Here is a 20977-nt window from a genome sequence, read left to right as displayed (position 1 = left end):
ACGCCTACCTAACATGCATGCATGTTGAGTAAGCACCACTGGTGGCGCGACGCCGTCATCTACCAGGTGTACGTCCGCAGCTTCCTGGACAGCACCGGCGACGGCATCGGCGATCTGGCCGGGGTCCGCGCGGGGTTGCCGTATCTGAAGAAGCTCGGTGTCGACGGCATCTGGCTGAGCCCCTTCTACCCCTCGCCGCAGCACGACCACGGCTACGACGTGGCCGACTACTGCGACGTCGACCCGCTCTTCGGCGACCTCGCCGAGTTCGACCTGCTGATGGCGGCGGCCCGGCGGCTCGGCATCAAGGTGCTGCTCGACATCGTCCCCAACCACTGCTCCAGCGAGCACCCGTGGTTCCGCGAGGCACTGGACAGCGCACCCGGCACCCGGGCCCGCGCCCGCTTCCACTTCGCCGACGGCCGCGGCCCGGACGGCAGCGAGCCGCCCAACAACTGGCACGCCATGTTCGGCGGCCCCGCCTGGACCAGAGTCGGCGACGGCCAGTGGTACCTGCACATGTTCACGCCCGAGCAGCCCGACTGGAACTGGCGCAACCCCGAGGTCGCCGCCGAGTTCGACCGCGTCCTGCGCTTCTGGCTGGACCGGGGTGTCGACGGCTTCCGCATCGACGTCGCCGCCGGCCTGTACAAGCACCCCGAACTGCCCGACTCCGACGACCCGGAGGCCGACGCCCGCACCCGCGACTCGGTCAACCCGCTCGCCTGGAACCAGCCCGAGGTGCACGAGGTGTGGCGGCAGTGGCGCGCGACCTGCGAGGAGTACACCGCCCGCGACGGCCGCGAGCGCCTCCTCGTCGGCGAGGTCTCCGTCCCCACCGCCCGCGAACACGCCCTGTACGTCCGCCCCGACGAACTCCACCAGGCCTTCTTCTTCGACCTGCTCGGCGCCCCCTGGGACGCCGACGCCTTCCGCAAGGTCATCTGCGAGGCCATGCAGGACATCGCCGGCACCGGCTCCACGGTCACCTGGGTCCTCAACAACCACGACCAGGTCCGCACCGTCACCCGCTACGGCGAACCCGCCACCGAGAGCAGCGGCCTCGGCGCCGCCCGCGCCCGCGCCGCCGCACTGCTGATGCTGGCGCTGCCCGGAGCCGCGTACATCTACCAGGGCGAGGAGCTGGGCCTGCCCGAGGTCGTCGACCTGCCCGACGACGTCCTCACCGACCCCATCTTCCGCCGCACCGGCAGCCGCGCCCGCATACGCGACGGCTGCCGGGTCCCGCTGCCCTGGTCCGGGCAGGCCTCCCCGTTCGGCTTCACCTCCGGCGCCGAGTCCGCCAAGCCCTGGCTGCCGCAACCGGAGTACTTCGCCGAGTACGCCACCGACCGGGCCCTCGCCGACACCCGCTCCTTCTGGCACCTGTACCGCGACGGACTCCAGCTGCGGCACTCCCTGCCCCAGTTGGGCGAGGGCACGCTGCGCTGGCTGGACTCCCCGCCCGGCGTCCTCGCCTTCACCCGCGGCGACGGCCTGGTCTGCGCCGTCAACTTCGGTACGGCCCCCACGCCCGCACCCGTCTCAGGCACCCCCCTGCTCTCCAGCGGCCCCTGCCCGGCCGGCGTACTGCCCGGCGCCACGGCCGCCTGGTGGCTGAGCGACCTCTGACCCCGATCCGTCACCTCCCATCCCCGAAGGGACATCAACGATGATGCGACGACGTACCACCCTGCTCACCGGCTGCACGGCCGTCACCCTGGCCCTCGGTGCCACCGCCTGCGGCGGCGGACCGGTCTCGGCCGGCGGCGGCGACAAGGCGCTCAGCGGCCAGACCGTCACCGTGGCCGGCGTCTGGACCGGCAGCGAACAGAAGAACTTCCAGAAGGTGCTGGACGCCTTCACCGCGAAGACCGGCGCCAAGACTCAGTTCATCTCCACCGGCGACAACGTCTCCACCGTCGTCGGCAGCAAGATCGAGGGCGGCAACGCGCCCGACGTCGTGATGGTCCCGCAGGTCGGCGTCCTCGACCAGTTCGCGAAGAAGGGCTGGCTCAAGCCGCTGTCGCCGGCCACCCGGCAGACGGTCACCGCCGACTACGCACCCGTGTGGAAGAAGTACGGCAGCGTCGACGGCACCCTGTACGGCCTGTACTTCAAGGCCGCCCACAAGTCGACCGTCTGGTACAGCCCCGACGCCCTCACCCAGGCCGGGGTCAAGCCGCCGAAGACGTACGACGAGCTGCTCAAGGCCGGGCACACCGTCTCCGACTCCGGCCTCGCCGCCTTCTCGGTGGCCGGCCAGGACGGCTGGACCCTCACCGACTGGTTCGAGAACATCTACCTCTCCCAGGCCGGACCCCAGAAGTACGACGCCCTCGCCGCGCACAAGCTGAAGTGGACCGACCCGTCCGTCGCCAAGGCGCTCACCACGCTCGGCAAGCTGTTCAAGGACAAGCAGCTCATCGCCGGAGGCCAGAAGGAGGCCCTGAACACCGACTTCCCGAGCTCGGTGGAGAAGGTGTTCGGACCCAAGCCCGAGGCCGGCATGGTGTTCGAGGGCGACTTCGTGGCCGGTGTCGCGCACGACCAGTTCGGCAAGGCGATCGGCAAGGACGCGAACTTCTTCCCGTTCCCCGCGGTCGGCGGCGGCACGGCACCGGTGGTCAGCGGCGGTGACGCGGCCGTCGTCCTCAAGGACGGCAAGAACGCCAAGGCCGGTATGAAGCTCCTGGAGTACCTGGCCACGCCAGAGGCCGCGGCCGTGTGGGCGAAGGCGGGCGGCTTCCTGTCCCCGAACAAGAAGCTCGACCTCGCCTCGTACAGCGACGACGTCACCCGCGCCACCGCCAAGTCCCTGGTCGGCGCCGGGGACTCGGTCCGCTTCGACATGTCCGACCAGGCACCCGCGGCCTTCGGCGGCACCAAGGGGGCCGGCGAGTGGAAGCTGCTGCAGGACTTCCTGCGCGACCCGTCCGACCCGAAGGGCACCGCGGCGAAGCTGGAAGCCGCGGCGGCCAAGGCCTACCAGGACTGAGCGGCAGCACCATGACCGCCACCACTGTCGAGAAACAGCAGGCGGCCCAGCCGACCGCCGCCGGCCCGGCGCCCGTGCGCCGCGGCCGGCGGCGCGCCCGGCTGATCGCCCTGCTCTTCGTCTTCCCCGCCCTGCTCCTGCTCGGCGCGCTCGTCGTCTACCCGGTGCTGTTCTCCGTCGGCCGCAGCTTCTTCGACGCCTCCGGCACCCGGTTCGTGGGCGGCGACAACTACGCCGAGATGTTCCGCGACCCGGCGACCCTGAAGGCCATCCGCAACACCACCATCTGGGTGGTCGTGGCCCCGGCCCTGCTCACCGGCCTCGGTCTGATCCTGGCCGTCCTGGTGGAGAAGGTCCGCTGGGCGACGGCGTTCAAGCTGCTGCTCTTCATGCCCATGGCGGTGTCCTTCCTCGCCGCCGGCATCATCTTCCGGCTCGCCTACGACGAGGACCCGAACAAGGGCGTGCTCAATGCGGCCGTGGTCTCCGTCCACGACGCCTTCAAGGGCACGTCGTCGTATCCGACGGCCCGGGGCCGTCAGGGTCTGCTGACCCAGGACAAGGACGGCTCCTGGAGTACGACCGCCGCCGGCGGCCACTCGGTGACGCTCCCGATGGTCGGCGTCCTGCCCAAGGACCTGCCCAAGGGAGCCGAGCCCGCTGCCGCGGCGGCCTCCCGCAAGGCCGGACCCGGCGAGCTGCGCGGTGTCGTCTACCTGGACTTCACCCCAGGCGGGGGCGGCAGACAGGGCAAGGTCGACCCCAAGGAGAGCGGACTGCCGGGCATGAAGGTCGAGGCGGTGCGGGACGGCGCCACGGTCGCGAGCACGACGACGGCGGCCGACGGCTCCTTCCGCTTCTCCGGGCTGCACGCGGGCTCGTACACGGTCACACTCCCCGAGTCCAACTTCGCGCCGCCCTACCAGGGCGTCTCCTGGCTCGGCCCGACCCTCGTCACCCCGGCGATCATCGGCGCCTACCTGTGGATCTGGACCGGCTTCGCGATGGTCCTGATCGGCGCGGGCCTGTCCACGCTGCCCCGGGACGCGCTGGAAGCGGCCCGGATGGACGGCGCGAACGAGTGGCAGATCTTCCGCCGGATCACGGTCCCGCTGCTCGCACCCGTGCTCACCGTGGTCTTCGTGACCCTCGTCATCAACGTGATGAAGGTCTTCGACCTCGTCTACATCATCGCGCCCGGACCCGTGCAGGAGGACGCCACCGTCCTCGCCACCCAGATGTGGCTCGTGTCCTTCGGCGGCGGCAACAACCAGGGCCTCGGCAGCGCCCTCGGCGTGCTGCTCCTGCTCCTGGTGATCCCCGCGATGGTCTTCAACGTCCGCCGTTTCCGCAGCAGTCAACGATGAGGAGTCAGCGATGAACGCCCTACGGCGCTCCCTGGGCAACGGTCTCGTCCAGGCCGTCCTCGTGGTCATCGGCCTGGTCTGGCTGACCCCGCTCGCGGGACTGTTCCTGTCCTCCATGCGCTCGGCGCAGGACACCGCGAAGGGCGGCTGGTGGACGGCCCTGACGAGCCCCGGCCAGCTGTCCTTCGACAACTACTCGGCGCTGCTGAAGAACTCCGGGATGACACAGGCCTTCTGGAACACGGTCCTGATCTCGGTACCGGCCACGACCCTCGTCGTGGTCATCGCCGCCCTCGCCGGATACGCCTTCGCCTGGCTGGACTTCCCGCTGCGGGAGCCGCTCTTCCTGCTGGTGGTGGCCCTGCTGGTGGTGCCGGTCCAGATCGGCCTGCTGCCGGTGGCCAAACTCTTCGGCGCCCTGGGCCTGTTCGGCACGATCCCCGGTGTCGTCCTGTTCCACGTGGCGTACGGGCTGCCGTTCGCGGTGTTCCTGCTGCGCAACTACTTCGCGGAGATGCCCAAGGAGATGCTGGAGGCCGCGCGGATGGACGGTGGCAGCGAGTGGCGCATCTTCACCCGCCTGGTGCTGCCGGTGGGCCGGCCCGCGATCGCCTCGCTCGCGATCTTCCAGTTCCTCTGGGTCTGGAACGACATGCTGGTCGCCCTGCTCTTCGCCGACAGCTCCTCCCAGCCCCTGACCGTGGAACTCCAGTCGCAGATCCGCCAGTTCGGCAGCAACATCGACGTCCTGGCACCAGGCGCGTTCCTGTCCCTGATCGTGCCGGTGGTGGTGTTCTTCGCGTTCCAGCGGCACTTCGTGCAGGGCGTGATGGCGGGGTCCGTGAAATGAGTGACGGCGGGAACCGAAGTTCCCGCCGTCCGCTACTCCTTGGTGCGCCTCACGGCGACGCAGGCGGATACAGCGACCGGGGCAGCTGCGAAGCCGCAGCCGCGTCCAGCAGCCACAGGGTGCGGGCACGGCCGTACGCCCCCGCCGCCGGTGCCTGGATCTCACCGGCGCCCGACAGGGCGATGGCCGCGGCCTCCGCCTTGTCCTCGCCGGCCGCGAGCAGCCACACCTCGCGGGCCGACCGGATCGCCGGAAGGGTCAGGCTGATCCGGGTCGGCGGCGGCTTGGGCGCGCCGTGCACGCCGACCACCGTGCGCTCGGTCTCCCGTACGGCCGGCAGCTCCGGGAAGAGCGAGGCCACATGGGTGTCCGGACCGACGCCCAGCATGAGCACGTCGAAGGTGGGCACCGAGCCGTGGTTCTCCGGCCCGGCCGCCTTCGCCAGCTCCATCGCGTACGCCGCGGCCGCCGCGTCGACGTCCGTGCCGTACGGGCCGTCGGAGGCGGGCATGGCGTGCAAGCGCTCCGGGTCCAGCGGGACGGAGTCCAGCAGCGCCTCACGGGCCTGGGTGACATTGCGCTCGGGGTCGCCCTCGGGGAGGTAGCGCTCATCTCCCCACCACAGGTCCAGGCGCGCCCAGTCGATGGCGTCCCGGGCCGGCGCCGCCGCCAGCGCGGCCAGCAGGCCGTTGCCGTTGCGCCCGCCCGTGAGGACCACGGACGCGGTGCCCCGGGAGGCCTGCGCGTCCACGATCTTCGTGATCAGGCGGGCCGCGGCGGCCTGCGCCATCAGTTCCTTGTCGCGGTGGACGACCAGCTGCGGAGTGCTCACTTTGCCGTTGCCTTCCCCGCCGGTGCCTTCTTCGCGGTCTTCGCGGCGGCCTTCTTGGCCGGCGCCTCGGGCGCTTCCGCTTCGGGCTCGGGCTCGGCCACCGGGTCCTGAACGGACTGAGCGGACTGGACGGACTGTTCCGGCACCGTGTTCAGCCGCTCCACGCCGTAGCGCAGTGCCGACGCATAGGTGTCGTCCGGGTCGAGCCGGCGCAGCTCCTCCGCGATCAGCTCGGCGGTCTCCCGCCGCTTCAGCGCCACCGCGCGGGCCGGCTGGCCCTCGATGGACAGCGTGGCCAGCGAGCCGTCCGCCCGGTCCAGCACGATCGGACCGCAGTCGGTGGCCATGCGGACGGCCGTCAGGCCCGGGCCCGAGGACAGCGAGCGCTTCACCGGCACGTCCAGCCGGTCCGCGAGCCACATCGCCAGCAGCTCACAGCTCGGATTGAACTCCTCGCCCTCCACCTCGACGGCCTGCACCTCACAGACCACCTGGTCCAGGGCCGCCGCGAGCATCGAACGCCATGGCGTGATCCGGGTCCAGGACAGGTCGGTGTCGCCGGGCGTGTAGGCCGCGGCGCGGGCGGACAGCTCCCGCACCGGCTGCTCGGCGGCGTAGGTGTCGGTGACCCGGCGCTGGGCGAGCGCGCCCAGCGGGTCCTTCGCCGGGTCCAGCGGGGCGTTCACCGGCCACCACACGACGACGGGCGCGTCCGGCAGCAGCAGCGGCAGCACCACCGAGTCGGCGTGATCGACGACCTCGCCGTACAGCCGCAGGACCACCGTCTCGCCGGTGCCCGCGTCCGCGCCCACCCGCACCTCGGCGTCCAGCCGCGAGGACGTGCGGTCGCGCGGGGAGCGGGAGACCCGCTTGATGACCACCAACGTGCGCGAAGGGTGCTCGCGCGACGCCTCGTTGGCGGCCTTCAGGGCGTCGTAGGCGTTCTCCTCGTCGGTGACGATGACGAGGGTGAGGACCATGCCGACGGCGGGCGTGCCGATGGCGCGACGGCCCCGCACGAGCGCCTTGTTGATGTCGCCGGCGGTGGTGTCGGTCAGGTCTATCTTCATGGCCGGCGCCAGCTCCGTCCGTCTCGTGCGAGCATCTCGTCCGCCTCGGCGGGTCCCCAGGTGCCCGACTTGTACTGCGCGGGCCTGCCGTGCTTGTCCCAGTACTCCTCGATCGGGTCGAGGATCTTCCAGGACAGCTCGACCTCCTCCGTGCGCGGGAAGAGGTTGGCGTCGCCGAGCAGCACGTCGAGGATCAGACGCTCGTACGCCTCCGGGCTGGACTCCGTGAACGACTCGCCGTAGGCGAAGTCCATGGAGACGTCCCGGATCTCCATCGAGGTGCCCGGCACCTTCGAGCCGAAGCGGACCGTCACGCCCTCGTCGGGCTGGACGCGGATGACGATCGCGTTCTGGCCCAGCTCCTCCGTCGCCGTGGTGTCGAAGGGGGAGTGCGGGGCCCGCTGGAAGACCACGGCGATCTCCGTCACGCGGCGGCCGAGGCGCTTGCCGGTGCGCAGATAGAAGGGAACGCCCGCCCAGCGGCGGTTGTCGATCTCCAGCTTGATCGCCGCATACGTGTCGGTCTTCGACTGCGGGTCGATGCCCTCCTCTTCGAGGTAGCCGATGACCTTCTCGCCGCCCTGCCAGCCGCCCGCGTACTGCCCGCGCACGGTGCTGCGGCCCAGATCCCTGGGCAGCCGTACCGCGCCGAGCACCTTCTCCTTCTCCGCGGCCAGTGCGTCCGCGCCGAAGGAGGCGGGCTCCTCCATGGCCGTGAGGGCCATGAGCTGGAGCAGATGGTTCTGGATGACGTCACGGGCGGCGCCGATGCCGTCGTAGTAGCCGGCGCGACCGCCGATGCCGATGTCCTCGGCCATGGTGATCTGCACGTGGTCCACGAACGACCGGTTCCAGATCGGCTCGAACATCGTGTTGGCGAACCGCAGCGCCAGGATGTTCTGGACGGTCTCCTTGCCGAGGTAGTGGTCGATCCGGAACACCTGGTCCGACGAGAACACCTCGTGCACGACCTTGTTCAGCTCCTCGGCCGACTCCAGGTCGTGGCCGAACGGCTTCTCGATGACCGCGCGCCGCCAGGAACCGCCCGACTGGTCGGCCAGCCCGTGCTTCTTCAGCTGCTGGATGACCACCGGGAAGGAGCGCGGCGGCACCGACAGGTAGAAGGCGAAGTTGCCGCCCGTGCCCTGCGCCTTGTCCAGCTCCTCGATGGTGGCGCGCAGCCGCTCGAAGGCGTCGTCGTCGTCGAAGGTGCCCTGGACGAAACGCATCCCCTGGATGAGCTGCTGCCAGACCTCCTCACGGAACGGCGTGCGCGAGTGCTCCTTCACCGCGTCGTGCACGACCTCGGCGAAGTCCTCGTGCTCCCAGTCGCGGCGGGCGAAGCCCACCAGCGAGAAGCCCGGCGGCAGCAGACCCCGGTTGGCGAGGTCGTACACCGCGGGCATCAGCTTCTTGCGTGACAGGTCGCCCGTGACACCGAAGATGACCAGACCGGACGGCCCCGCGATGCGCGGGAGCCGTCGGTCGGCCGGGTCACGAAGCGGGTTCGCTCCGGAACCGGGAAACCCAGCAAGGGGGGTCAAGTCAGCCCTCCGAAGGGGCGAGGCGCTCGAGCTCCGCCTGGGTGGACTTCAGCAGGTCGTTCCAGGACGCCTCGAACTTCTCGACGCCCTCGTCCTCCAGCACCTGCACGACGTCGTCGTAGGAGACGCCGAGCCTCTCCAGCGCGTCCAGGTCGGCGCGCGCCTGCTCGTAGGTGCCGGCGACGGTGTCACCGCTGATCTCGCCGTGGTCCTCGGTGGCCTCCAGCGTGGCCTCCGGCATGGTGTTGACCGTGTTCGGGGCGACCAGCTCGGTGACGTACAGCGTGTCCGGGTACGCCGGGTCCTTCACACCGGTCGACGCCCACAGGGGACGCTGCTTGTTGGCGCCCGCCTTCTCCAGCGCGTTCCAGCGGTCCGAGGAGAAGACCTCCTCGTACGCCTGGTACGCGAGGCGCGCGTTGGCGACGGCGGCCTTGCCGCGCAGCGCCTTGGCCTCGTCGGTGCCGATGCCCTCCAGGCGCTTGTCGATCTCGGTGTCCACGCGGGACACGAAGAAGGACGCCACGGAGTGGATCAGCGACAGGTCCAGGCCGCGCTCCTTGGCCTTCTCCAGGCCGGAGAGGTAGGCGTCCATGACGGCGCGGTACCGCTCCAGGGAGAAGATCAGAGTGACGTTGACGCTGATGCCGAGGCCGATCGTCTCGGCGATCGCCGGCAGACCCGCCTGGGTGGCCGGGATCTTGATCAGGGTGTTGGGGCGGTCCACCAGCCAGGCCAGCTGCTTGGCCTCGGCGACGGTGGCCTTGGTGTTGTGCGCCAGGCGCGGGTCGACCTCGATGGAGACCCGGCCGTCCTTGCCGCCGGTGGCGTCGTAGACCGGGCGCAGGATGTCGGCGGCGTCGCGGACGTCCGCCGTGGTGATCATGCGGATGGCCTCTTCGACGGTGACCTTGCGGGCGGCGAGGTCAGCGACCTGCTGTTCGTATCCGTCGCCGGCCGAGATCGCCTTCTGGAAGATCGTCGGGTTGGTGGTGACGCCCACGACGTGCTGCTGGTCGATCAGCTCGGCGAGGTTGCCGGACGTGATCCGCTTGCGCGACAGGTCGTCCAGCCAGATCGCGACGCCTTCCTCGGAGAGGCGCTTGAGTGCGTCTGTCATGGAATTACATCTCCTACGTGTCGTATATGAGCGTCAGCGCTGGGCGGCGGTCAGGGATTCCCGGGCCTTGGCGGCCACGTTCTCCGCAGTGAAGCCGAACTCGCGGAAGAGGACCTTGCCGTCGGCCGAAGCACCGAAGTGCTCCAGGGAAACGATGCGGCCGGCATCCCCCACGTACTTGTGCCAGGTCAGCCCGATGCCCGCCTCGACGGCCACCCGGGCCTTGACGGACGGCGGCAGCACGGAGTCCCGGTACCCCTGGTCCTGCTGCTCGAACCACTCGACCGACGGCATGGACACGACCCGCGTGGGGACACCCTCGGCCTGCAGCTGCTCGCGCGCCTCGACGGCCACGTGCACCTCGGAACCGGTGGCGATCAGGATCACCTGCGGCTCGCCGCCGTCGGCCTCGAACAGCACATAGCCGCCGCGCGCCGCGTCCTCGTTGGGCTCGTAGGTCGGCACACCCTGACGGGTCAGCGCCAGGCCGTGCGGCTGGCCCTTGCCGAACTCCTTGGTGTAGCGCTTGAGGATCTCGCGCCAGGCGATCGCGGTCTCGTTGGCGTCGGCCGGGCGGACGATGTTCAGGCCCGGGATGGCGCGCAGCGAGGCGAGGTGCTCGACGGGCTGGTGGGTGGGGCCGTCCTCGCCCAGACCGATGGAGTCGTGCGTCCACACGTACGTCACCGGCAGGTGCATCAGGGCCGACAGGCGCACCGCGTTGCGCATGTAGTCGGAGAAGACGAGGAAGGTGCCGCCGTAGATACGGGTGTTCCCGTGCAGGGCGATGCCGTTCATCTCGGCGCCCATGGAGTGCTCACGGATGCCGTAGTGGATCGTGCGACCGTACGGGTTCGCCTCGGGCAGCGGGTTGCCCTCGGGCAGGAAGGAGCTGTCCTTGTCGATGGTGGTGTTGTTCGACCCGGCCAGGTCGGCGGAGCCGCCCCACAGCTCGGGGATCACCGCGCCCAGCGCCTGCAGCACCTTGCCGGAGGCGGCGCGCGTGGCGATGCCCTTGCCGGGCTCGAAGACCGGGATCTTCTCCTCCCAGCCGGCGGGCAGCTCACCGGCGCTGATGCGGTCGAACTCCGCCGCGCGCTCCGGGTTGGCGTCGCGCCACAGCTGCAGGGACTTCTCCCACTCGGCCTTCGCCTGGGCGCCGCGCTCCAGGGCCTTGCGGGTGTGCGCGATCACCTCGTCCTCGACCTGGAAGTGCTGCTCGGGGTCGAAGCCGAGGACGCGCTTGGTGGCCGCGACCTCCTCGTCGCCCAGCGCCGAGCCGTGCGCGGCCTCGGTGTTCTGCGCGTTCGGGGCGGGCCAGGCGATGATGGAGCGCATCGCGATGAAGGAGGGCCGGTCGGTGACGGCCTTCGCCTCCTGGACGGCGGCGTAGATCGCGGCCGGGTCCAGGTCGCCGTTGGCCTGGGCCTCCACCCGCTGCACATGCCAGCCGTACGCCTCGTACCGCTTGACGGTGTCCTCGGAGACGGCCGTCTCGGTGTCGCCCTCGATCGAGATGTGGTTGTCGTCCCACAGCAGGATCAGATTGCCCAGCTTCTGGTGCCCGGCCAGCGAGGACGCCTCGGCGGAGATGCCCTCCTGCAGACAGCCGTCACCGGCGATGCAGTAGACGAAGTGGTCGAAGGGGGACTCGCCCTGCGGGGTCTCGGGGTCGAACAGGCCGCGCTCGTAGCGGGCGGCCATCGCCATGCCCACCGCGTTGGCCACACCCTGGCCGAGCGGACCGGTCGTGGTCTCGACGCCCTTGGTGTGGCCGTACTCCGGGTGACCGGGGGTCTTGGAGCCCCACGTCCGGAACGCCTTCAGATCGTCCAGCTCCAGGCCGAAGCCGGCCAGGTACAGCTGGGTGTAGAGGGTCAGGGACGAGTGGCCGGCGGACAGCACGAAGCGGTCGCGCCCCACCCACTCGGGGTCGGCCGGGTCGTGCCGCATCACCTTCTGGAAGAGGGTGTAGGCGGCCGGAGCCAGGCTCATCGCCGTACCGGGATGGCCGTTGCCGACCTTCTGTACGGCATCGGCGGCCAGGACACGGGCGGTGTCCACGGCCCGCTGGTCCAGCTCGGTCCACTCAAGGTCTGTGGTGGTCGGCTTGGTGCTCACCCTGGGTCAGGGCTCCTCTCCACATGTCGGTCGCCGGTCTTCGGGGCGTGCGCCCACCCGGCTGCCGGTGCACTGCGTGCCCACCGGCCGGGGTCGAGCCTACCCCCGTGAGGACGTGCATTTTTTCGAGTGTTTCCAGACTGCCGGGAGTCCATCGGATCCGCCTCCCGACTGGCCGAGCGCCGTATTCGGCACATGAATACGGACGCTGACATCTGAGCGCTCAATCGAGTGCCGGGGCGTCTCTTATGGGGCTCCTCCCAGGGGGGCTGCCAACACGACCCCACCCCCGCGAAGGACGGGGTATGGGCAACGTCTAAAGTGGCGTGGTACGCGCGAGCCTTTACCGGGACTTCACACGGGGAGGCTTGCTGGGATGTCTCTGTCAGGGGTGTGCGTGACGGCCGTCGAATCCCGTCCTGGGGGCACCTCCCAGGCCCTTAAGGCTCTGGGGGAGGGCGCGCTCGGTAGTGCGAGTCAGGGCCCGGTTCACCGGCCGTTCGGGGCCCGTGTCAAGGCGTTCGTGGCTCTGACCAAGCCGCGGATCATCGAGCTGCTGCTCATCACCACCGTTCCGGTGATGTTCCTGGCGCAGCAGGGCGTGCCGGACCTCAAGCTGGTCCTGCTCACCTGCATCGGCGGCTACCTGTCCGCGGGCGGCGCCAACGCGCTCAACATGTACATCGACCGGGACATCGACGCCCTGATGGACCGCACCTCGCAGCGGCCACTGGTGACCGGCATGGTCAGCCCACCCGAGTGCCTGGCCTTCGGCATCACCCTGGCGGTCGTGTCGACGCTGCTGTTCGGATTCACCGTCAACTGGCTGTCCGCCTGGCTCTCCCTCGGCGCACTCCTCTTCTACGTCGTCGTCTACACGATGATCCTCAAACGGCGTACGTCGCAGAACATCGTGTGGGGCGGCATCGCCGGCTGCCTCCCGGTGCTCATCGGCTGGTCCTCGGTCACGAACTCGATGTCCTGGGCGCCGGTCATCCTCTTCCTCGTCATGTTCTTCTGGACGCCGCCGCACTACTGGCCGCTGTCCATGAAGGTCAAGGAGGACTACGCGCGCGTGGGCGTGCCGATGCTCCCCGTGATCGCCTCCAACAAGGTCGTCGCCCGGCAGATCGTCATCTACAGCTGGGTGATGGTCCTGGTCTCCCTGCTCCTCACCCCGCTCGGCTACACCGGCTGGTTCTACACGGTGGTCGCCCTGGCGGCCGGCGGCTTCTGGCTGTGGGAGGCGCACGGGCTGCAGAACCGGGCGAAGGCCGAGGTGACGGGCGCGAAGCTGAAGGAGATGCGGCTGTTCCACTGGTCGATCACCTACGTGTCGATCCTGTTCGTCGCGGTCGCGGTGGACCCGTTCCTGCGCTGACACACGTCACACGGGCCTGCTCTCGCCAGTCGATCTACTCATGAGTAGCATCCTGGGCATGGCAGACACGCAGCAGGTTGACCCGAAGGCCGAGCGCAAGGCGACGAAGCTCGCCCACCAGATCAGCACCTTCGCCAAGGCCCACGGCGGCGCCGAGGGCCAGGTGGCCAACATCGGCGAACGCGGCGCGCGGATCGTGCTCGTCGGCGAGGACGGCAGCTGGGGCGACCTGGTGGCCCCCAGCACGCAGATCGCCGAGCAGGCGGTGGAGAAGGCCGGCATCACCGTCCACGAGTCCTTCGACGGGGAGTTCGCGGCGAAGGTGACGACGGGCGCGTACGAGTGGAAGAGGATGGCCGGCATTCAGGTGGGCGGCTGAACGACGCGCCCCGAAGGGGGCGCGAAGAACTGCGCGATCCCCTTCGGGACGACCCGCGGCCGCCGAACTGCAAACAGTCCCGAGCTCATCCGCGACCTCACACCCCGTTCACCCGTTAGGCCCGTCGAAGCCAGCGCACGCGGGGAGGCGGGGAGGCCCGGATGATCGAAACGCCGTCCCTCGTGGACCAGTACTGCCACGGCGTACTGCGGACGGAGCTGGGCCTCGGCACCTTCGAGGCCCAGCTGGCCCGCACCGAGGGCCCACCCGCGGCCGGCACCACCCTCTTCGACACCCAGACGGGCTTCGCCGTACGGCGCTGGTGCCCGCCCCTGCTCGGCCTGGAACCGCACTGTCCGCCCGCCCGCTATCTGGCCCGGCGCCGAGAACTGGGTGTCCTGGAAACGGGCCGCCGGCTGCTGCGCGGCAGCGGCATCACCACGTACCTGGTCGACACCGGTCTGCCCGGCGATCTCACCGGCCCCGCCGAGATGGCCTGTGACGGAGACGCCCAGGCCCGCGAGATCGTCCGGCTGGAGCTGCTCGCGGAGCAGGTCGCCGACACCTCCGGCACCGTCGAGTCCTTTCTCGCCAATCTCGCCGAGTCCGTGCACGGGGCCGCCGCGCACGCCGTCGCCTTCACCTCCGTCGCCGGCCTCAGACACGGCCTCGCCCTCGCGCCCGAGCCGCCGGGACCGGGTGAGGTGCGCGGCGCTGCGGGCCGCTGGCTGGCAGGGCGGCGGGTCGGGGGGACGCTCAGCGACCCCGTGCTGCTACGGCACCTGCTGTGGATCGCGGTCGCCTCGGGCCTGCCCCTGCAGCTGCACGCCGGGCTCGGCGAGCCGGGCGCCCGCATGGACCGCACCGACCCCGTGCTGCTCACCGACTTCGTCCGGGCCACGGCCGGTCTCGGCACCGATCTGATCCTGCTGCACGGCTATCCGTACCACCGGCACGCCGCCCATCTGGCCGGGGTCTTCCCGCACGTCTACGCCGACTCCGGCGCCGCACTGGTGCGTACCGGCGCCCGCGCGGCCACGGTCCTCGCCGAGATCCTGGAACTGGCCCCGTTCGGCAAGATCCTCTTCTCCACCGGCGCCCACGGCCTGCCCGAGCTGCACGTCGTCGGCGCCCGCCTCTTCCGCGAGGCCCTGAGCCGGATCCTGGGCACCTGGGTCGCCGACGGCGCCTGGTCGCTGGACGACGCCCAGCGGGTGGCCCGGATGGTCGCGGCGGACAATGCACGCCGGGTCTACGGACTGGGGTGAGCCGTCCGGCGCGGGCCGGGAAGGCCGCAGCGACCCGGATCCGACCGCCGTACCGCCGGGGCCGCCGTGCCTCGGGCCCCTACGCGTGACTCACACGCGCGTGCCCACCGCCACCTCGGCCGCGGGGCCGGGCAGGCCGAGGGCGGCCTCAGGGCGTTCGCGGAGCGACAGCAGGACGCGCAGCACACCGATCCACACCAGGCAGGAGCCGAACATGTGCAGCGCGACCAGCAGCTCGGGCAGATGCGTGAAGTACTGCACGTAACCGATCACGCCCTGACCGAGCAGGATCAGGAACAGCTCGCGCGTGCGCGCCAGCGGCCCCCTCGGCGCGTCCACCGCCTTCAGTACGAACCACAGGGCGAACGTCAGCGTCACCACGATCCATGCGAGCACCGCGTGCAGCTTGGCCACGGTCTCCCAGTCGACGGGGATCCGCTTGACCTCGCTGGAGTCACCCGCGTGCGGACCGGCCCCGGTCACCGCCGTGCCGGCGACGACGAGCAGCAGGGACGCGGCCACCAGGAACCACACCAGCTGCTGTACGGCCTTGCCGACCAGCGGCCGCGGCGCTTCGTCGCCCTCGCGGGTGCGCTGCCACATCACCGCGGCGACCGCGACCAGAGCCGTCGCCGACAGGAAGTGGACCGCGACGGTGTACGGGTTGAGCCCCACCAGCACCACGATGCCGCCGATGACCGCGTTGCTCATCACCAGCCAGAACTGCGCCCAGCCCAGCCGGGTCAGGCTGCGCCGGTACGGCTTCTCGGAGCGCGCGGCGATGATCGCCCAGCCGACCGCGGCGCACAGCACGTACGTCAGCATCCGGTTGCCGAACTCGATCGCGCTGTGGTAGCTCAGCGCGTTCGTCGGTGTGAGCGAGCCGTCGGTGCACTCGGGCCAGGTAGGGCAGCCGAGGCCCGAGGCGGTCAACCGGACGACACCGCCGGTGACGACGATGACCACCGACATCACGAGCGCGGCGAGGGCCGCCCGCTGGACGGTCCGGGGCTGCGGGGTCCAGCGGTCGGCGATGAAGGCGAGCGGGTTGCGCAGGGCCGCTACGGCGTCGGCGGGGTTCAGCTTGGGCACGCCCCCATGGTAGGCCGCCGCTTGTGCACGCTTTCACGAGGGTCGCCGGGGCGGCTCACTCCCAGCGGAAGAACTTTCCTGCGGCGGCCAGCCCGAGGACCGCCCACACGGCCAGGATCCCCAGGTCGCCCCAGGGCATCCCGGCCCCCTGCCGGAGCACGTCCCGCAGCCCGTCCGACAGGGCGGAGATGGGCAGCAGACCGAGGATGTGCTGCCCGGCCGACCCGAACTTCTCCAGCGGCACGATGACGCCGCCGCCGACGAGCAGCAGCAGGAAGACCAGGTTGGCGGCGGCCAGCGTCGCCTCCGCCTTCAGGGTGCCCGCCATCAGCAGTCCGAGCCCGGAGAAGGCGGCCGTACCGAGGACGAGGAGCAGCAGGACGGCGGCGGGGTTGCCGTGCGGGGACCAGCCCAGCGCGAAGGCGATCATCGTCAGCAGGATCACCTGGAGAACCTCGGTGACCAGCACGGACGCCGTCTTCGCGGTCATCAGGCCCCAGCGGGGGAGCGGTGAGGAGGCGAGCCGCTTGAGCACGCCGTAGCGGCGCTCGAAGCCGGTCGCGATGGCCTGCCCGGTGAACGCCGTCGACATCACGGCCAGCGCCAGGATGCCGGGGGCCAGGAAGTCCACCGCCTCGCCCTTGCCGGTGTCCACGATGTCCACGGAGCTGAAGAGCACCAGCAGCAGCGTCGGGATGACGACCGTCAGCAGCAGCTGCTCGCCGTTGCGCAGCAGCATCTTCGTCTCCAGCGCCGCCTGCGCCGCGATCATGCGGGGCAGGGGCGCCGCGCCCGGCTTGGGGGCGTACGTACCGGTTGTCGTCGTCACGAGCGCAGCTCCTTGCCGGTGAGCTCCAGAAAAACGTCCTCCAGCGTGTGCCGTTCCACCGAGATCCGGTCCGGCATCACTCCGTGCTGGGCGCACCAGGAGGTCACGGTGGCCAGCAGCTGCGGGTCGACCTTGCCGACGACCCGGTAGCTGCCCGGGGTCAGTTCGGCGGCCGTGCAGTCGGCCGGGAGTGCCTTCAGCAGGGAGCCCACGTCGAGGCCGGGGCGGCCGGTGAAGCGCAGGGTGTTCTCGGCGCCGCCCTTGCACAGCTCCTCCGGAGAGCCCTGGGCGATGACCCGGCCGCCGTCGATGATCGCCACGTCGTCGGCGAGCTGCTCGGCCTCTTCCATGTAGTGCGTGGTGAGGATCACCGAGACACCGTCGGCGCGCAGGTCCTTCACCAGGTCCCAGGTGGCCCGCCGGGCCTGCGGGTCGAGGCCGGCCGTCGGCTCGTCCAGGAAGACCAGCTCCGGGCGCCCCACGACGGCCATGGCGAGCGCGAGCCGCTGCTGCTGGCCACCGGACAGCCGTCGGTAGCCGGTCCGCCCGCAGCTGCCGAGCCCCAGCCGCTCGATCAGCGCGTCCACGTCCAGCGGATACGCGTGCATCCTGGCCACGTGCCGCAGCATCTCGTCGGCCCGGGCGCCGGAGTACACACCGCCGGACTGGAGCATCACGCCGATACGGGGGCGCAGCTCGGCGGACTGGCGCACGGGGTCGAGGCCCAGGACGCGCACCGTGCCGGAATCCGGCTTCCGGTACCCCTCGCAGGTCTCGACCGTGGTCGTCTTCCCCGCCCCGTTGGGACCGAGTACGGCGGTCACACCCGCCCTGGCCACCAGGTCGAGGCCGTCCACCGCGGTCTTCGTGCCGTACCGCTTCACCAGGGCCTGGACCTGGACCACGGGCTCACTTCGCATGACCCCAGAGTCTAGGGAGACGCCGGACCGCTCAGGCGCGGGGGTGCGGGAAGTCCTCCTCATGGGGCCGGTGCAGCGGAAGCCACCGCTCCGCGTAGGCCACGGCGTCCGCGACCGGAAACAGCCGCACGTCGGCGGCGCCCACCGTGCCGCGCACGACGGGCCGGTCCCGTTCGAAGTCGTGCCCCAGCTCGTCGAACCGGTCGGAGCTGATCGAGACCTCGACGACCGTCTCCCAGCCACCGCCGGGGGCGGGCCGGCCGACCTCGACGCGCGGCGCGGGTATGCGGTATTCCGCCAGGTGGAAGGCCGTGCAGGAGTCGTATCCGGCCCCGAGCAGCAGCACCCGGGCACCGAGCTTCTCCAGCCGGGCCAGCGGGCTGCGCTCACCCAGCCGGCAGTTGGGTGCGTGGCCGTCGGTGATCTCGCGCGCGTGCGGGCCGATCGCCGCGAACGAGGTCTGCGGGTGCGCGCTGCGCAGGGCGCCGGGCCAGGTGCGTACGGTCTCGGGGATCACGCCGACGCCACGGGTGGGGGTGATCGGCGGGTCGTAGGCGGGCATGGTGGCGCGGATGCGGTCCCACCAGTCCTCGGGCATCGGCGGGTTCTGCCACACCGCCGGATCGGACAGGTCGCCGGTCTGGGTGGGCACCACGAGCGTGCCCGAACGGCCGAGGGCGTCCAGAATTCCGTGGACGACCGCGACCGAGCCTCCGTTGACCCAGCCGAGGGAGCTGAGCGAGGTGTGGACGAGGAGGGTCTCGCCGGTCTCGACACCCAGCAGACGCAGCTGCGCGGCGATGGTGTCGCGAGTGACAAGAGGGCCGGTCGGAGGGGGTATGGGCATGGTTCGCGAGTCTCGCCGACGGGCCCCTGCGCCGCCACTGCTTTCCTGCTCGCCCCATGCCGGATGATCGATCAGAAGATCGTTTCCGCAGGTCACATTAGGTATGCCTAAGTGACGCAGGGCACCGCCCGATGATCCGGACGGCGCTTGCCAGGCTCTGAGGAATTACGCAACAATGGCGTTGTGAAAAACGTCGGCGAGGCTCGGGAGACCCCCCTGGGGGCCCCACAGGAGGAACTCGCGACCGGTGAGCGCTCCACGCGCAACCGCGTCGCGCGATCCATCCTGGACCACGGCCCGTCGACCGTCGCCGAGCTCGCCGGCCGGCTGGGACTGACCCAGGCGGCCGTCCGGCGTCACCTGGACGCACTGGTCGCCGACGACGTCGTGGAGGCCCGCGAACAGCGCGTGTACGGCGCGCGCACGCGTGGCCGCCCCGCCAAGGTCTTCGCGCTCACCGACTGCGGCCGCGACGCCTTCGACCAGTCGTACGACAAGCTCGCCGTGGACGCGCTCCGCTGGATCGCCGAGCAGGGGGGCGGCCCCGAGGCGGTCGCCGCCTTCGCCCGCGCCCGGATCGCCGCCCAGGCAAGCGCGTACCGCGAGGCGATCGAGGCCGTGACGCCCGACAAGCGCGCGGAAGCGCTGGCCAAGGCCTTGAGCGTGGACGGGTACGCTGCTACGGCGCGCAGCGCACCGGTCGGCGAGCAGCTGTGCCAGCACCACTGCCCGGTCGCCCATGTCGCGGAGCAGTTCCCCCAGCTGTGCGAGGCGGAGACGGAGATCTTCGCCGAGCTGCTGGGTACCCACGTCCAGCGACTGGCGACCATCGCGCACGGCGACGGCGTCTGCACGACGTTCATCCCCAAGACATCCACTGACGCACCTGCAAGCACGGCCGGGAGGAACCCCGCATGACTCTCCCCACGGAGACTGCCCACCCCGAACTCGAGGGCCTGGGCAAGTACGAATACGGCTGGGCCGACTCCGACGTGGCCGGTGCCTCCGCCAGGCGTGGCCTGAACGAGGAGGTCGTCCGCGACATCTCCGGCAAGAAGTCGGAGCCGGAGTGGATGACCAAGCTGCGCCTGAAGGGCCTGAAGCTCTTCGAGAAGAAGCCGATGCCGAACTGGGGCTCCGACCTCTCGGGCATCGACTTCGACAACATCAAGTACTTCGTGCGCTCCACGGAGAAGCAGGCGGAGTCCTGGGAGGACCTGCCCGAGGACATCAAGAACACCTACGACAAGCTGGGCATCCCGGAGGCCGAGAAGCAGCGCCTGGTCGCCGGCGTCGCCGCCCAGTACGAGTCGGAGGTCGTCTACCACCAGATCCGTGAGGACCTGGAGGAGCAGGGCGTCATCTTCCTCGACACCGACACCGCGCTGAAGGAGCACCCGGAGCTCTTCAAGGAGTACTTCGGGACCGTCATCCCCGCCGGTGACAACAAGTTCGCGGCCCTGAACACCGCCGTGTGGTCCGGCGGCTCCTTCATCTACGTCCCGCCGGGCGTCCACGTCGAGATCCCGCTCCAGGCCTACTTCCGGATCAACACCGAGAACATGGGCCAGTTCGAGCGGACCCTGATCATCGTCGACGAGGGTGCCTACGTGCACTACGTCGAGGGTTGTACGGCCCCGATCTACAAGTCGGACTCGCTGCACTCCGCGGTCGTCGAGATCATCGTCAAGAAGAACGCCCGCTGCCGCTACACGACCATCCAGAACTGGTCGAACAACGTCTACAACCTGGTCACCAAGCGCGCCGTGGCCTACGAGGGCGCGACCATGGAGTGGATCGACGGCAACATCGGCTCCAAGGTGACGATGAAGTACCCGGCCGTCTACCTGATGGGCGAGCACGCCAAGGGCGAGACCCTCTCCATCGCCTTCGCGGGCGAGGGCCAGCACCAGGACGCCGGCTCCAAGATGGTCCACATGGCGCCGAACACGTCCTCCAACATCGTCTCCAAGTCGGTGGCGCGCGGTGGCGGCCGTACCTCGTACCGCGGTCTGGTCGAGATCGGCGAGGGCGCTGCCGGATCGAAGTCGAACGTGCTGTGCGACGCGCTGCTCGTCGACACGATCTCCCGCTCCGACACCTACCCCTACGTGGACGTCCGCGAGGACGACGTGTCCATGGGCCACGAGGCGACCGTCTCCAAGGTCTCCGAGGACCAGCTCTTCTACCTGATGAGCCGCGGTCTGACCGAGTTCGAGGCGATGGCGATGATCGTGCGCGGCTTCGTCGAGCCGATCGCCAAGGAGCTGCCCATGGAGTACGCCCTGGAGCTCAACCGGCTGATCGAGCTGCAGATGGAAGGCGCGGTCGGTTAAGACCCGCCCCGTCGGTCAGCACA

Annotated in this window: 18 protein-coding genes; 9 read left to right on the top strand and 9 right to left on the bottom strand. The window is 70.3% G+C overall.

What is annotated here, in order from left to right; genetic code table 11:
* Positions 1–21 precede the first annotated feature (21 nt).
* Genes ACZ41I_RS21415 through ACZ41I_RS21400 form a run of 4 tightly spaced genes read left to right on the top strand, consistent with a single transcriptional unit; the run spans position 22 to position 5215 of the window.
* A complete protein-coding gene (locus ACZ41I_RS21415; RefSeq protein ID WP_363217118.1) occupies positions 22–1632 on the top strand; it encodes a glycoside hydrolase family 13 protein in 1611 nt (536 codons plus the stop codon).
* 40 nt (positions 1633–1672) lie between these two features.
* Positions 1673–2998 (top strand): ABC transporter substrate-binding protein, encoded by a 1326-nt coding sequence (locus ACZ41I_RS21410; protein ID WP_363217117.1) that lies wholly within the window; start codon positions 1673–1675, stop codon positions 2996–2998.
* Positions 2999–3009: 11 nt separating this feature from the next.
* Positions 3010–4365, top strand: a complete 1356-nt coding sequence (locus ACZ41I_RS21405; protein ID WP_399770226.1) for a carbohydrate ABC transporter permease — start codon at positions 3010–3012, stop codon at positions 4363–4365.
* Positions 4366–4375: 10 nt separating this feature from the next.
* The gene (locus tag ACZ41I_RS21400; protein ID WP_363217115.1) at positions 4376–5215 is read left to right on the top strand and encodes a carbohydrate ABC transporter permease; all 840 of its coding nucleotides are present in this window, start codon (positions 4376–4378) and stop codon (positions 5213–5215) included.
* 49 nt (positions 5216–5264) lie between these two features.
* On the opposite strand, the gene pgl is transcribed toward ACZ41I_RS21400, so the two are convergent.
* The 5 genes from pgl to tkt are packed head-to-tail and all read right to left on the bottom strand — an operon-like array spanning position 5265 to position 11902.
* A complete protein-coding gene (gene pgl, locus ACZ41I_RS21395; protein ID WP_363217114.1) occupies positions 5265–6047 on the bottom strand; it encodes a 6-phosphogluconolactonase in 783 nt (260 codons plus the stop codon).
* Entirely contained in the window at positions 6044–7117 is a 1074-nt protein-coding gene (gene opcA / locus ACZ41I_RS21390; RefSeq protein ID WP_468514807.1) for a glucose-6-phosphate dehydrogenase assembly protein OpcA, read from the bottom strand. The genes pgl and opcA overlap by 4 nt, the downstream gene beginning before the upstream one ends.
* On the bottom strand, positions 7114–8661 hold the full coding sequence (zwf, locus tag ACZ41I_RS21385) for a glucose-6-phosphate dehydrogenase (RefSeq protein WP_363217112.1): 1548 nt from the start codon (positions 8659–8661) through the stop codon (positions 7114–7116). The genes opcA and zwf overlap by 4 nt, the downstream gene beginning before the upstream one ends.
* Before the next feature lies 1 nt (position 8662).
* Positions 8663–9781: a transaldolase gene (gene tal, locus ACZ41I_RS21380; RefSeq protein ID WP_399770236.1), complete on the bottom strand. Its 1119-nt coding sequence runs from the start codon at positions 9779–9781 to the stop codon at positions 8663–8665.
* Between the two features lie 33 nt (positions 9782–9814).
* Positions 9815–11902 carry a transketolase gene (gene tkt / locus ACZ41I_RS21375; RefSeq protein ID WP_468320049.1) on the bottom strand — a complete coding sequence of 696 codons (2088 nt, stop codon included), beginning with the start codon at positions 11900–11902 and terminating at the stop codon, positions 9815–9817.
* Positions 11903–12293: 391 nt separating this feature from the next.
* On the opposite strand from tkt, the gene ACZ41I_RS21370 reads away from it, so the two are divergent.
* From ACZ41I_RS21370 to ACZ41I_RS21360, 3 genes are all read left to right on the top strand, one after another.
* Complete coding sequence (locus ACZ41I_RS21370) at positions 12294–13283, top strand: heme o synthase (protein WP_399770526.1); 990 nt, start codon at positions 12294–12296, stop codon at positions 13281–13283.
* Positions 13284–13341: 58 nt separating this feature from the next.
* Entirely contained in the window at positions 13342–13662 is a 321-nt protein-coding gene (locus tag ACZ41I_RS21365; protein ID WP_363217108.1) for a hypothetical protein, read from the top strand.
* Between the two features lie 161 nt (positions 13663–13823).
* On the top strand, positions 13824–14930 hold the full coding sequence (locus ACZ41I_RS21360) for an amidohydrolase family protein (protein WP_468514806.1): 1107 nt from the start codon (positions 13824–13826) through the stop codon (positions 14928–14930).
* 90 nt (positions 14931–15020) lie between these two features.
* On the opposite strand, the gene ACZ41I_RS21355 is transcribed toward ACZ41I_RS21360, so the two are convergent.
* The 4 genes from ACZ41I_RS21355 to ACZ41I_RS21340 form a co-directional block, all read right to left on the bottom strand.
* Complete coding sequence (locus ACZ41I_RS21355; RefSeq protein WP_399770529.1) at positions 15021–16013, bottom strand: heme A synthase; 993 nt, start codon at positions 16011–16013, stop codon at positions 15021–15023.
* A gap of 64 nt (positions 16014–16077) precedes the next feature.
* Positions 16078–16794, bottom strand: a complete 717-nt coding sequence (locus ACZ41I_RS21350; protein ID WP_468514902.1) for an ABC transporter permease — start codon at positions 16792–16794, stop codon at positions 16078–16080.
* A 53-nt stretch (positions 16795–16847) separates the two neighbouring features.
* Complete coding sequence (locus tag ACZ41I_RS21345) at positions 16848–17771, bottom strand: ABC transporter ATP-binding protein (RefSeq protein WP_363217105.1); 924 nt, start codon at positions 17769–17771, stop codon at positions 16848–16850.
* Between the two features lie 31 nt (positions 17772–17802).
* Positions 17803–18618 carry an AAC(3) family N-acetyltransferase gene (locus tag ACZ41I_RS21340; protein WP_468514805.1) on the bottom strand — a complete coding sequence of 272 codons (816 nt, stop codon included), beginning with the start codon at positions 18616–18618 and terminating at the stop codon, positions 17803–17805.
* A 183-nt stretch (positions 18619–18801) separates the two neighbouring features.
* Between ACZ41I_RS21340 and ACZ41I_RS21335 the strand changes: the two genes are divergently transcribed.
* Both ACZ41I_RS21335 and sufB read left to right on the top strand, forming a co-directional pair.
* A complete protein-coding gene (locus ACZ41I_RS21335) occupies positions 18802–19536 on the top strand; it encodes a helix-turn-helix transcriptional regulator (protein WP_363217103.1) in 735 nt (244 codons plus the stop codon).
* Entirely contained in the window at positions 19533–20954 is a 1422-nt protein-coding gene (gene sufB / locus ACZ41I_RS21330; RefSeq protein ID WP_363217102.1) for a Fe-S cluster assembly protein SufB, read from the top strand. The genes ACZ41I_RS21335 and sufB overlap by 4 nt, the downstream gene beginning before the upstream one ends.
* Positions 20955–20977: the final 23 nt, after the last annotated feature.

The sequence above is a fragment of the Streptomyces sp. NPDC030799 genome (assembly GCF_055572255.1).
The sequence above is the reverse complement of the archived record's forward strand: the minus strand, read 5'-3'. Positions and strand labels throughout refer to the sequence as shown.

What these genes read in the sequence shown, in the direction of transcription:
- ACZ41I_RS21415 (WP_363217118.1), top strand. Translation starts at nt 22, where the DNA reads ATGTTGAGTAAGCACCACTGGTGGCGCGACGCCGTCATCTACCAGGTG.
- ACZ41I_RS21410 (WP_363217117.1), top strand. Translation starts at nt 1,673, where the DNA reads ATGATGCGACGACGTACCACCCTGCTCACCGGCTGCACGGCCGTCACC.
- ACZ41I_RS21405 (WP_399770226.1), top strand. Translation starts at nt 3,010, where the DNA reads ATGACCGCCACCACTGTCGAGAAACAGCAGGCGGCCCAGCCGACCGCC.
- ACZ41I_RS21400 (WP_363217115.1), top strand. Translation starts at nt 4,376, where the DNA reads ATGAACGCCCTACGGCGCTCCCTGGGCAACGGTCTCGTCCAGGCCGTC.
- opcA (WP_468514807.1), bottom strand. Translation starts at nt 7,117, where the DNA reads ATGAAGATAGACCTGACCGACACCACCGCCGGCGACATCAACAAGGCG.
- tal (WP_399770236.1), bottom strand. Translation starts at nt 9,781, where the DNA reads ATGACAGACGCACTCAAGCGCCTCTCCGAGGAAGGCGTCGCGATCTGG.
- ACZ41I_RS21365 (WP_363217108.1), top strand. Translation starts at nt 13,342, where the DNA reads ATGGCAGACACGCAGCAGGTTGACCCGAAGGCCGAGCGCAAGGCGACG.
- ACZ41I_RS21360 (WP_468514806.1), top strand. Translation starts at nt 13,824, where the DNA reads ATGATCGAAACGCCGTCCCTCGTGGACCAGTACTGCCACGGCGTACTG.
- ACZ41I_RS21350 (WP_468514902.1), bottom strand. Translation starts at nt 16,794, where the DNA reads ATGATCGCGGCGCAGGCGGCGCTGGAGACGAAGATGCTGCTGCGCAAC.
- ACZ41I_RS21345 (WP_363217105.1), bottom strand. Translation starts at nt 17,771, where the DNA reads ATGCGAAGTGAGCCCGTGGTCCAGGTCCAGGCCCTGGTGAAGCGGTAC.
- ACZ41I_RS21340 (WP_468514805.1), bottom strand. Translation starts at nt 18,618, where the DNA reads ATGCCCATACCCCCTCCGACCGGCCCTCTTGTCACTCGCGACACCATC.
- sufB (WP_363217102.1), top strand. Translation starts at nt 19,533, where the DNA reads ATGACTCTCCCCACGGAGACTGCCCACCCCGAACTCGAGGGCCTGGGC.